The organism is Enterocloster citroniae (assembly GCF_040545455.1).
GTDB classification, from domain to species: Bacteria; Bacillota; Clostridia; order Lachnospirales; family Lachnospiraceae; genus Enterocloster; species Enterocloster citroniae.
Genome location: NZ_JBEPLZ010000016.1, coordinates 41,595 through 53,177, shown reverse-complemented (window position 1 = coordinate 53,177; position 11,583 = coordinate 41,595). Strand labels below are relative to the sequence as shown.

Below are 11,583 nucleotides of genomic sequence, written 5' to 3'. Positions count from 1 at the left end.
TCACCTGTTTTCCTTGTTTCCTCTGTGATTTCTGATATAATAGTACTATTGCCCATGAAACAGAAGGGCGAAAAAGCAGTAATGATTGGGGTTTATGATATGATTGGTTTTTACAGTTACACCGTGGTTTTGACATACATGGGGCTGGCAAGCGCTGCCTTGGGAATGATTCTTACGGTCCAGGGATTTGCCAAATACGCATTGTTCTGCCTGGCTTTTTCCGGCCTGTGCGACATGTTTGACGGCAAAGTGGCCCGCACCAAGCCCAACCGCACGGAGGATGAGAAACGCTTCGGTATCCAGATCGACTCCCTGTGCGATGTTGTCTGTTTTGGGGCTTTTCCCATGATCCTATGTTATTCCATGGGCATGAGGGGAATCGCCGGAGTCTGTATCCTGGTCTTTTATCTCACTGCCGGAGTCATACGGCTGGCATTTTTTAATGTGATGGAGGAGCACCGCCAGGACGAGACAGACGAGGCCCGCAAGTATTATCAGGGGCTTCCCATTACATCCATCTCCATTATCCTTCCGCTGTTCTGTACCCTGAGGCCCTTGCTTGGACACCGGTTCCTGTCGGAACTGCACATCTGTATCCTGACCGTGGGTCTATTGTTCATCATCAATTTCCAGCTGCGGAAACCGGGATGGAAACTGCTTTCATTTTTCATTGCCCTGGTTGCGGTGGCGCTGGCTAAGATTTACTTTTTTTAGGGGAGTCTTTCTATGATTCCCCTGTCTTTATATCAATCAAAAGAAAGGTGTGGTTCAATGAAATACGCAGACAGGTCCGGACATATCCATGGGAGGGAAAACACTCAGGATAAGCTGCTCAGGACTCTTTACAACAGCCTTCCGGGGTGCCTGATCCTTAAGCCCCTGGTCCATCCCTGCATATCCAGAATCGGAGGATATTTCCTGGATTCCCCCTTATCCACTTTCTTGATCAGGCCTTTTGTCCGATCCTCCGGCATTTCCCTGAGAGGCTGTGAAACTCCGGCCGGTGGAGCATACCGGTCCTTTAATGCCTTTTTTACCCGTTCCCTGAAGGAGACGGCCAGACCCTTCAGCCAGGACCCGGACATACTCTGCAGTCCCTGTGACGGACTGGTCAGCGCATATCCCATCAGCCGAAAGCAGCATTTGTCCATCAAACATACGGATTATACGGTGTCCCAGCTTCTAAGGGATGATAAGCTGGCATCCCGCTATATGGGCGGCACTGCCCTGGTTTTTCGTCTCACCGTATCCGATTATCACCGCTACGCCTATATTGACAGCGGTCTGCGCTCCTCCTACCGGAGGATACCCGGCGTGCTGCACACAGTAAATCCGGCAGCAGCCGTATGCCGGCCTGTGTACAAAGAGAATACAAGGGAATATTCCCTGCTCAGATCCCGTGGATTCGGAACCGTACTGATGATGGAGGTGGGAGCCATGATGGTGGGAAAGATTGTAAACCATCACAAGGCATATACCAGACTGGATGTGTTCCGCGGTCAGGAAAAGGGGTATTTTGCCTTTGGCGGATCCACTGTGATCCTGCTGTTTGAACCAGGACAGGCCACCGTTGACAAGGATATTCTGCGCAATACCGCCCTGGATATCGAAACCAAGGTAAAGATGGGTGAAGCCATCGGAAGACGCCCCTGATCCCCTGCGGATGCTTACCGCAGCTATATTTACAAAAACTATATTTACAGCACACAAGGCCGCACATCCCATGAGAATTTCAGGATGTGCGGCCTTTATCCGGCTATTTTTATTTAAAACATAAACTTATCAGCAAAGTAATCCTTCAGTCCCTGGATGGGGATTCTTACCTGCTCCATGGTATCCCTGTCACGTACTGTCACTGCATGGTCTTCCTCGGAGTCAAAATCATAGGTCACACAGAAGGGGGTGCCGATCTCATCCTGTCTTCTGTATCTCTTACCGATATTGCCCCTGTCGTCAAACTCACAGTTAAAGTATTTGGAGAGTTCGACATATACCTTCTCCGCCCCTTCGTTCAGCTTTTTGGAAAGAGGCAGCACCCCTACCTTTACAGGCGCAATGGCCGGATGGAAATGAAGCACGGTCCTCACATCACCCTCGCCGATCTCCTCCTCGTCATAGGCTGCGCACAGGAATGCCAAAGTCACACGGTCAGCGCCCAGGGACGGTTCGATCACATATGGGATGTACTTTTCCTTGCTCTCATCATCAAAGTAGGACATATCCTGTCCGGATACATTCTGGTGCTGTGTCAGGTCATAGTCGGTCCTGTCCGCAATTCCCCACAGCTCTCCCCAGCCAAATGGGAACAGGAACTCCAGGTCAGTGGTCGCCTTGCTGTAAAAGGAGAGCTCCTCCTTCTCATGATCCCTTGCACGCATCTCCTCATCCTTGATGCCCAGGGCCTTCAGCCAGTCGATGCAGTACTGCTTCCAATAAGCAAACCATTCCAGATCCGTATCGGGCTTGCAGAAGAACTCCAGCTCCATCTGTTCAAACTCCCTTGTACGGAAGGTAAAGTTACCCGGCGTGATCTCGTTGCGGAAGGACTTTCCGATCTGGGCAATACCAAAGGGAACCTTTTTCCTGGAGGTTCTCTGAACATTCTTAAAGTTTACAAAAATACCCTGGGCCGTCTCAGGACGAAGGTAAACCGTGTTCTTAGCATCCTCGGTCACGCCCTGGAATGTCTTAAACATCAGGTTAAACTGGCGGATCTCGGTAAAGTCATGGGCACCGCAGCTTGGACAGCAGATATTGTTGTCATCAATGTACTGCTTCATCTGCTCCTGTGACCATGCATCCACGGAACCCTCCATCTGTATGCCGTGCTCATCGTTAAAGTCCTCGATCAGCTTGTCGGCGCGGAACCGTTCCTTACATTTCTTACAGTCCATCAGGGGATCGGAGAAACCGCCCAGATGTCCGCTGGCAACCCAGGTCTGAGGATTCATCAAAATGGCGCAGTCCACGCCTACATTGTAGGGGCTCTCCATTACAAATTTCTGCCACCAGGCCTTTTTAACATTGTTCTTAAGCTCTACACCAAGGTTACCGTAGTCCCAGGTATTGGCAAGGCCGCCGTAAATCTCAGAACCGGGATATACAAAGCCCCTGTTCTTTGCAAGCGCCACGATCTTCTCCATTGTCTTTTCCATATCCGTATCCTCTCTTTTATCTTCTTTAAATTAAATACTAATTAATAACAATAAAGCTGGTGCCTTCCTCCGGTGTCTTCACCGTGCTGGAATCCCTCAGCTCACAGCCCTCGCTGACATACATAATCTTTTTCTCTGCCTTGATGATCCCCGGGCCCTCTGCTTTTACCACGATTCTCTGCCCGTCAGACAGAACCGCGGCGGAATCCGCCGCCTTGCCCTTTTCATCCAGAAAGGAGACTCCCTCCATCTGCTGGCCCATCACCGCGGCCCTTCCTGACTCCAGGGCGCTGAAGGTCACATTGTAATCACCGATCTCCTGTGCAAACTCCACCAGGCGGTTTGCTGCATCATATTCCGTCACGGAATAGGCTTTTCCGCTCTCCAGGCTGACTGACACCAATGCCACGGGAAGCTTTTGTTCCCCCTCTGAATTTCTGGACGATGCCGCCTTTCCCAGGGAGCTGTTGTAATCACTGATCCGCTGCTCCAGGAATGCGGTCATTTCCTCCTCGATGTAATCGCCTGCCTCATAGGTTTCCACAGACTGCCACCGGACGCTGCCGTCCTTTTCTATCATAACGCTGTTCTCCGTGGGTTTTGCCCCGCCCGATGAGCCCAGTCCGGCACAGCCGGTCATAAGGACTGCCGCGGTCACAAGAGTCAGCAACCTGTATCCGATTTTTTTCATACCCGTTCCTTTCGTGATCAAACATCTTAAGGACTGTTCCATGGATTTGTATCTTTCGTCCCTTTTGCCGGGACATTTCCCAAATACATCCAGGGGAGCCGATCCTACCCGGATATTATATCCTTAACATCCTATAATTTCAAGCCTTAACATGGATTTTATGTTGTGAGCATATCTAAAATCTCCAGGGACTTAAACTCATGATGCACATAATATCTTCTGCTTTTGTCCACCGCCCCATCAAATTCCCTCATCACATCTTCCTTTAAGACGAATTTATACAGGGTCTCCACCGGGGAGCAGACCACATACTCCCATGCATAATTGCAGGATTCCGAAACAGGGGAGGGAGGCGTTTCCGTATACTCTCCATTGATGACCATGGTTTTCAGTTCAAAGATCCGCCTCACCAGGCGGTTGGGTATGGCTGGTTTTAAGAGGGCCCTCAGGGACTGGTACAGCAGTTTGAGCATTTCCGTCCCATCCATATTTTCCTGGGAAAAATAATCTGCTATTTCCAGAAAATAGGAGCCGTAGCAGGTGCACTCCATATCCATGGACAGTTCATCAAAATAGTTGGTGATCTGTGCCGACTGCAGGTTATAGGCCGATCTCCCTTCATACATGGAAAAGGTGCCAAAGGAAAAAGGCCTGCTGGCAGCCATCAGGGCATTACCAGGCTTCCTGGCGCCATGGGAAAAGGCGGTGATCCGCCCCCGCTCCCTTGTCAGCAATACCAGTCTCCTGTCATAATCCCCGGAAGGGGCTGATATGAGAACCATTCCAGTCAGTGTCACTGTTTCTCTCATTTCAGTATCCCTCCCTCCTGCAGTACCATCAGACCTTACTTCCATCTAACCCTTATTATACGTGGTATCTCCCATACATTCGTTGTAAATACAACATATTATTACACATCTTTGCCGTCATAGCCATAGTTCTTCATATACAGATCACTGTCACGCCATTCTTTCCTTACCTTGACCCACAGCTGCAGGTTGACCTGCGTATCCATCATATGCTCGATGTCCTTCCTGGCCTCGGTTCCAATGCGCTTTAACATGCTTCCGCCCTTGCCAATGATGATCCCCTTGTGGGAATCCCTTTCACACACAATGCTGGCATCAATGTCAATGATGCCGTTGGGGCGTTCCTTCATCTTCTCAATGGTCACCGCAATGCCGTGAGGGATCTCATCGCTCAGCAGGCGCAGCGCTTTTTCCCGGATCAGCTCAGAAGCGATCTGGCGCATGGGCTGGTCGGTCACCGTATCCTCATCATAGAACTGGGGACCATAGGGAAGATATTTGAAGATCAGTTCAGTAAGCAGGTCCGTGTTCTTATCCTTCAGCGCGGACAGGGGCACGATCTCCGCAAACCGGCACACGTCCTTGTAAGCCGCCATAAAGGTAAGGATCTCGTCCTGCTGCTTTACCGTATCGATCTTGTTGATGACCAGGATCACAGGCGTTCTGGTCTTGTTCAGCTGCTCGGCTATATGGCGTTCCCCCGCACCGATAAAGGTGGTGGGCTCCACCAGCCACAGGACCACGTCCACGTCCTTCAGGGTGTGCTCCGCCACATTGACCATATATTCACCCAGTTTATTCTTTGCTTTATGGATTCCGGGGGTATCCAGGAAAATGATCTGTCCCCGCTCATCCGTATAAACCGTCTGTATCCTGTTCCTGGTGGTCTGGGGCTTATCAGACGTAATGGCGATCTTCTGGCCAATGAGATGGTTCATCAAGGTGGATTTTCCCACATTCGGCCGTCCTACCAGGGCTACAAAGCCGGATTTCTTCTGTGTATTTTCTTCCATTTATCTCTCCTTATCAATGGTACAGGTTCTTAATCTCCCCAAACATATCCCGGTCCGCCTTAATCTGCTCGTCATTTCCGATCACACACAGGGCGCCTGTATTGAGGACTGCCCGGACAATATCTGCCAGATTCCTGATATCCTCCTGGGTCACGTTCAGTATCTCATCCCTTTCCTGCTGTATCATATCCATGGTCACGCCGGAAAGGTAGGCTGACAGGTTCCTGTTTCCCTTAAGGGATGGTGTCAGCGGTGTATCCACATCGCTGATGGTTCCAATTACATATTTAGTCATATCCCGCTCATCGATGGAAAATCCCTCCAGATATTCAGGAATTCCCTCATAGATCTGGTTTGTGTTGGCAATATTGGGATCCCTGTAAGATACCAGATAGCCATCCCCGGATCTTCCAAAGCCGCTCATACAGCCATACGCACCGCCTTTTACACGCAGGTTCATCCACAGGTATTCGTAGTTCAGGATAACCTTCAGCACTCTCAGGGCACCTGTGTACACAAGTTCCTTTCCATCCGCCTTTTTACCTGCAAAAGAGCCGCATCTGGCCACATAGTTCACCTGGGACGCTGTTTTGTAACCTTCATTCCTGTTCCCCTTTTCAAAGGTGAACCTGTACTGCTTGCCCCTTCCTGCCGGCAGGCTGGCCTTAAAGGACTTGAGCTCCACAGGCAGATGACCATACCCTTCCTCGTCAGCCGTATATGACACAAGTATATTGTCGGAAGTAAACAGCAGTCTCACCGTATCCTTAAGCTTTCCGATCAGCGCCTGCCTGTATTCCGGCCCCTCGCTGTATCTGCGGCTTACATACTCCAAAAACTGATAATATCCAATTCCGCCTATGATATCGTTAAATGCCGCGAATGCGCTGTAATAGGAAGAAGCCCTTCCAACCGCAGCACCGTGGGAGGAATCCTCCATCTTCATCCTGGCCCTGGAACGGGTCTCATCCAGGATCTCTCCCAGACGCTTTTCATCCTCCAGCCTGGACCGGGTCAGCATCTCGGTCAGCATGGAGAAAGCAAATCCCAGCTTATCATAGAATACCTTGGCGCCTGCCACAAACGCACCTGTAAATTCTCCCGGTCTGGTCACATCCGGATAAGAACTCACGGCAAAATTAATGCCTCCGCTGCCCAGATAGATTTCACTGGACAGGTCGCTGTAAGTGTAATTCTCAGTATCCACATAGCCCAGCACGGATTTAAGAAGCCCCACATAGGGAAGGTCATCCACCGGAACCCTGTCTGTGTTAAACAGCACCTTCAGATATCCTATACCTGACGTAAACATGCTGCTGTGGACCACCCTTACGCCGTCCTCCATCTTAAGCTGGTAGGAAAGGTCCGCGCTTTTCCTGTCAATGTCTTCCCTCTGAAGCATGGGGATCTTTTCCAGATCTTCCTGGGACGAGGTCTCCTCCTGGTAATCCTTTAACGCCTTTGTCTGAGCCACAAGCCTAGCGATCTCCTCACTGCCCAGAGAGGCTTTGTACGCTGCCAGACGCTCCGCCAGCTTCCTGTCCTCCTGGGCGGTCTGGTTCACCCTGGGGCTCACAATGACCACTGCCTCGTGGGGATTATCCAGCAGATAGGTGCGGATCAGCTGCTCAAAATACCCCTCATCCACTGCTTTATTTAAAAATTCAAAGGTTTTCTGGTATTCCAGATGCACCAGCGGATCCCCGCCGTACAGCCAGCTGTCCATTGCACCCAGGCCATACATCAGCCCCTTGGGCGCGGAGCCGTAATCCGCTTCTCTGGACCGGAACTCATAATAGTTCAACCCTGCCTTCAGGCTCTTTCTGTCAATCCCCTGGTCGGCCAGTTTGCGCAGGGTTCCCTTTACAACGGAAAGGAATTCACCCTTCTGTTCCCTGTTTGCATTTTTTGCAATCACGGTAAAATAAGGCTGGAGGATGCCGCTGTCATATCCTCCCAGGATATCCTGCCCGATTCCCGCATCGATCAGCGCCTGCTTTAAGGGAGCGCCCGGCACATTGATCAGGGTGTATTCCAAAATATTAAATGCAATGTACAGCACGGGATCCAGGCTGGTTCCCACCACTGTGTTCACGGAAAGGTAGGTCCTGTCGGCAGTTCCCTCCTCCTCTGTGACGGAATAGGTGATTTCCCTTTCCACCGGGCCTTCAAATGCCTTTTGCAGGGGAATAGAGGAGTCCGCATGGCAGTCCTTCCTGTCATAGCTGCTGAGATATTCCCGGTCCAGCCACTCAAGCTTTTCCGCCATATCCATATCGCCGTACAGATAGATGTAGCTGTTGGCCGGATGATAATAGTTTTTATGGAATTCAATGAACTGCTCATAGGTCAGATCCGGGATCACGGAGGGATCCCCTCCTGATTCATTGGCATAGGTGCTGTCCGGGAACAGAACATTCCTTGTAAACCGGTCCAGCACGCTTTCCGGTGAGGAAAATGCCCCCTTCATCTCATTGTACACCACCCCGTTAATGGTCAGCTCATCCTCAGGGGACTGCATTTCATAGTGCCAGCCCTCCTGCAGAAAAATCTTAGGTTCCCTGTAGATGGCCGGGTGGAGTACGCCGTCCAGATACACATCCATCAGGTTCTGGAAATCCTTTTCATTGCAGCTGGCCACCGGATATACGGTTTTATCCGGATAGGTCATGGCATTTAAAAATGTGTTCAGCGATCCCTTAACCAGCTCCACAAACGGGTCCTTTACCGGAAACTTCTCAGATCCCTCCAGTACACTGTGTTCCAGAATATGGGGAAGACCGGTGCTGTCCTCAGGCGGCGTGCGGAATCCAATGCAGAATACTTTGTTATCATCCTCATTTGAAAGCAAAAACAGCTTTGCGCCGCTTTTCTCATGTTCCAGGACCATTGCCCCGGAATCTGTTTCCTCCACAAACTTTTCTTTCACCACACGGTAGGCATCCAGCGCCTTAACCGCTTCCAGCTTCCTTTCATCTGCCATAGATTCTTTCTCTCCATTCTATAGATTCAATCTGTCTCACCTTATAGTCTGCCATGGTTGCTTCGACTTATACCATTTATTATGACTCACCGCCATAAGAGGCGGGAGTCTCAAACCCGTGGCAATGGATCACATATTTCCCATCAGCCGGTCCTTGACAATGGAAGCGCACTCCCTCACACACAGGTGGATGAACAGCACCGGGTCCGAATCCGCGGAAATACCGTATACATTGTCAAATCCCCATTTTTCAGCAGTCATCCTGGCCCGGTAGATATGGAAATTACTAGTAAGTACCCCAATCTCCAACGGCCGGTCCGGCGCCACTGCATAGGGCACGGATGTGGTTTTCTGCCGAAGGGGCACCAGCACCTTCTGGTTCTTTTTCCTGTGCTGCTCTATAACCACCTTGCTGTACGCAATATTCTCCACCGTACTCTCGGAACGGTCCTCGATCAGCAGCTGTTCCGGCCTGACGCCGTTGTACACCAGGTACTGGTACATAACCTCCGCCTCGCTGGTGCTCTCCCCGGGCCCTTTGCCTCCTGACAGCACCAGGATCGTATCCGGATTGTCCTCCGCGTATTCCATGGCCTTATCCAGGCGCTTTCGCAGGGAATTGCTGACCGTGCGCTCCTTTACCCTGGCCCCCAGCACGATCACGTAGTCCAGGTTGCTCTTGGCAGAGGTGGCTGCGCCCAAAAACACAAGCACACACAGCATTGCCAGCACCGCAACCCCTGCCACGCATGTGGTGACCACGGAAACCGGCACCCATCCGGGGATCCGGTCCAGGTTCCTGGCGTAATACCATTTCCCGTATACCAGGAACAGAAGCAGGGCCGCAAAGAACAGCCATATGAAGGCAAAGGAAGTGCCGATGCCCGCATATACCACGATCACCACAAAATAGGCAGCACACAAAACCGCAAGCCCAATGAGTATTCCATCTATCATCCGCAGGCACCTCCTGTCTGCAAAACTAAGCGCTTTCCTCTTTTTTGCGTAAAATGTCGTAGACCTCCAGGTCAGCATCCATCCCCAGGTCGATCCAGAGGACCTGTTTCGGATGTGGCGCGCTGTCCTGGGCATTGCCCTCTTCATCCTCCATGCCGGCTACGGTCAACTCCAGGTTGCGGCCGTCCGGCTTCATCACTTCTATGGTATCGCCTACACAAAATTTATTCTTCTGCTGGATCAGGCACCGTCCCCGGCCGTCCACTTCCAGAACGGTTCCCAGATATGCATAATTCTTCACATAGGTATTATTGTCATAAATCTGGGCATCCTCAGTGGGCTTGCCAAAGTAAAATCCCGTGGTAAACTCCCTGTAGGTGCATTTTCCGATCTCCTGCCTGTACCACTCCATGTGATCCCTGTACAGCTGGGGATCCTTTTTATAATCATCAATTGCCTTCCTGTAGGTTCTGGCCACGGTTGCCACATACAGGGCCGTCTTCATCCTGCCCTCTATCTTAAAGCTGTCAATTCCCGCATCCATCATCTCCGGGATATGGCCGATCATGCACAGATCCTTGGAATTAAAAATGTACGTACCACGCTCATTTTCATATACCGGCATATATTCGCCGGGCCTGGTTTCCTCCACAATGGAATATTTCCACCGGCAGGGATGGGTGCAGGCGCCCTGGTTGGCGTCCCTGCCCACAAAGAAGTTGCTCAGCAGGCAGCGCCCTGAATAGGAAATGCACATAGCCCCATGGATAAAGCTCTCGATCTCCATATCCTCGGGAATATGCTCCCGGATCTCCCGGATCTCGTCCAGGGACAGTTCCCTGGCAGTCACCACCCGCCTGGCGCCCAGCTTGTGCCAGAACAGATAAGTGCCGTAGTTGGTATTGTTGGCCTGGGTGCTGATATGGATCTCCATGCCGGGCAGCACCTTTTTCGCAACGGCAAATACACCCGGATCTGAAATGATCAGGGCATCCGGGCCTATTTCCTTTAATTCTTCAAAATAAGCCTCCACCCCCGGCAGGTCCCCGTTGTGGGCCAGAATATTAGCCGTCACGTAGACTTTGACCCCGCGCGCATGGGCAAAGGCAATTCCTTCCTTCATATCGTTTCTGGAAAAATTATGGGCCTTGGCCCGAAGGCCGAAGGCCTCTCCTCCAATATATACGGCATCCGCACCGAAAATAACCGCTGTTTTCAGCACATCCAGGCTTCCTGCCGGAATCAGCAATTCTGTCTCTCTCATCTTCACCTCTCCTTAGAGTGTGTTTTAATCCGCCTTGACGGATTGGCGCCAGCGCCCGTTATTTTATCCTTGTGCTGATGGTGACTCCATCTCCAATGGGAATTACGGTTGTCTCAAACTCCTCCATATGCTTTAATGTGTGGAGGTATTCCCGCATCCTGCTGTGGATGGTCCTGTTCCTGCGCTGCACCGCAAACCGTGATTCCACGATATCGCCGTCCTGGAGCACGTTGTCCGATATAAGGACGCCCCCCGGCGGCATCAGCTTCAGCAGAAGGGGCAGCCAGTGCAGATACTGGCCCTTGGCCGCATCCATGAACACCAGGTCAAACCGGCCTTCTTCCAGCTGGCCAAGGAGCTGGTCCGCATCTCCCTCCAACAGGGTGATCCGGCTTTCCTCACCGGCCTTTTTAAAATTTTCCCTGGCCACAGGGATCCGCTTCTCATATTTCTCAATGGTAGTGATATGGCATGCCCGGGGCATGGTCTGGCACATCAGCAGGGCCGAATACCCAACCGCTGTACCGATCTCCAGAATCTGTGACGGCTCCAGTGCCGCCACCAGAGTCCGCAGCAGGGACGCGGTCTCCCTTCTGATAATGGGGACACGGCCATCCAGCGCCGCCTTTTCTATGGTATCCAACAACACTCCCTGGCTGGATTCCAGGGAGTGCAGGTAATCTGTTATCCTGTCATTAACAATCATGTGGT

At 51.4% G+C, this 11,583-nt stretch carries 10 protein-coding genes; 2 read left to right on the top strand and 8 right to left on the bottom strand.

The window, feature by feature from the left end; all coding sequences use genetic code 11:
- Positions 1–84: 84 nt before the first annotated feature.
- Complete coding sequence (locus ABID13_RS18830; protein ID WP_195415372.1) at positions 85–714, top strand: CDP-alcohol phosphatidyltransferase family protein; 630 nt, start codon at positions 85–87, stop codon at positions 712–714.
- Between the two features lie 57 nt (positions 715–771).
- Positions 772–1,653 carry a phosphatidylserine decarboxylase gene (locus tag ABID13_RS18825; RefSeq protein WP_040417159.1) on the top strand — a complete coding sequence of 294 codons (882 nt, stop codon included), beginning with the start codon at positions 772–774 and terminating at the stop codon, positions 1,651–1,653.
- A gap of 113 nt (positions 1,654–1,766) precedes the next feature.
- On the opposite strand, the gene ABID13_RS18820 is transcribed toward ABID13_RS18825, so the two are convergent.
- From ABID13_RS18820 to ABID13_RS18785, 8 genes are all read right to left on the bottom strand, one after another.
- Entirely contained in the window at positions 1,767–3,155 is a 1,389-nt protein-coding gene (locus tag ABID13_RS18820) for a glycine--tRNA ligase (RefSeq protein WP_048929382.1), read from the bottom strand.
- A 37-nt stretch (positions 3,156–3,192) separates the two neighbouring features.
- Complete coding sequence (locus ABID13_RS18815) at positions 3,193–3,846, bottom strand: hypothetical protein (RefSeq protein ID WP_082173805.1); 654 nt, start codon at positions 3,844–3,846, stop codon at positions 3,193–3,195.
- 158 nt (positions 3,847–4,004) lie between these two features.
- A complete protein-coding gene (gene recO, locus ABID13_RS18810) occupies positions 4,005–4,655 on the bottom strand; it encodes a DNA repair protein RecO (protein ID WP_048929384.1) in 651 nt (216 codons plus the stop codon).
- A 101-nt stretch (positions 4,656–4,756) separates the two neighbouring features.
- Entirely contained in the window at positions 4,757–5,668 is a 912-nt protein-coding gene (era, locus tag ABID13_RS18805) for a GTPase Era (RefSeq protein ID WP_007867538.1), read from the bottom strand.
- 13 nt (positions 5,669–5,681) lie between these two features.
- Complete coding sequence (locus ABID13_RS18800; RefSeq protein WP_048929385.1) at positions 5,682–8,651, bottom strand: insulinase family protein; 2,970 nt, start codon at positions 8,649–8,651, stop codon at positions 5,682–5,684.
- A gap of 129 nt (positions 8,652–8,780) precedes the next feature.
- Positions 8,781–9,608, bottom strand: a complete 828-nt coding sequence (locus tag ABID13_RS18795) for a YdcF family protein (protein WP_007867562.1) — start codon at positions 9,606–9,608, stop codon at positions 8,781–8,783.
- A gap of 25 nt (positions 9,609–9,633) precedes the next feature.
- Positions 9,634–10,872 (bottom strand): peptidase U32 family protein, encoded by a 1,239-nt coding sequence (locus tag ABID13_RS18790; protein WP_007867564.1) that lies wholly within the window; start codon positions 10,870–10,872, stop codon positions 9,634–9,636.
- Between the two features lie 58 nt (positions 10,873–10,930).
- Positions 10,931–11,578 (bottom strand): O-methyltransferase, encoded by a 648-nt coding sequence (locus ABID13_RS18785; protein WP_048929386.1) that lies wholly within the window; start codon positions 11,576–11,578, stop codon positions 10,931–10,933.
- Between the last annotated feature and the right edge of the window lie 5 nt (positions 11,579–11,583).

What these genes read in the sequence shown, in the direction of transcription:
- ABID13_RS18825 (WP_040417159.1), top strand. Translation starts at nt 772, where the DNA reads ATGAAATACGCAGACAGGTCCGGACATATCCATGGGAGGGAAAACACT.
- ABID13_RS18815 (WP_082173805.1), bottom strand. Translation starts at nt 3,846, where the DNA reads ATGAAAAAAATCGGATACAGGTTGCTGACTCTTGTGACCGCGGCAGTC.
- era (WP_007867538.1), bottom strand. Translation starts at nt 5,668, where the DNA reads ATGGAAGAAAATACACAGAAGAAATCCGGCTTTGTAGCCCTGGTAGGA.
- ABID13_RS18820 (WP_048929382.1), bottom strand. Translation starts at nt 3,155, where the DNA reads ATGGAAAAGACAATGGAGAAGATCGTGGCGCTTGCAAAGAACAGGGGC.
- ABID13_RS18795 (WP_007867562.1), bottom strand. Translation starts at nt 9,608, where the DNA reads ATGATAGATGGAATACTCATTGGGCTTGCGGTTTTGTGTGCTGCCTAT.
- recO (WP_048929384.1), bottom strand. Translation starts at nt 4,655, where the DNA reads ATGAGAGAAACAGTGACACTGACTGGAATGGTTCTCATATCAGCCCCT.
- ABID13_RS18785 (WP_048929386.1), bottom strand. Translation starts at nt 11,578, where the DNA reads ATGATTGTTAATGACAGGATAACAGATTACCTGCACTCCCTGGAATCC.
- ABID13_RS18790 (WP_007867564.1), bottom strand. Translation starts at nt 10,872, where the DNA reads ATGAGAGAGACAGAATTGCTGATTCCGGCAGGAAGCCTGGATGTGCTG.
- ABID13_RS18800 (WP_048929385.1), bottom strand. Translation starts at nt 8,651, where the DNA reads ATGGCAGATGAAAGGAAGCTGGAAGCGGTTAAGGCGCTGGATGCCTAC.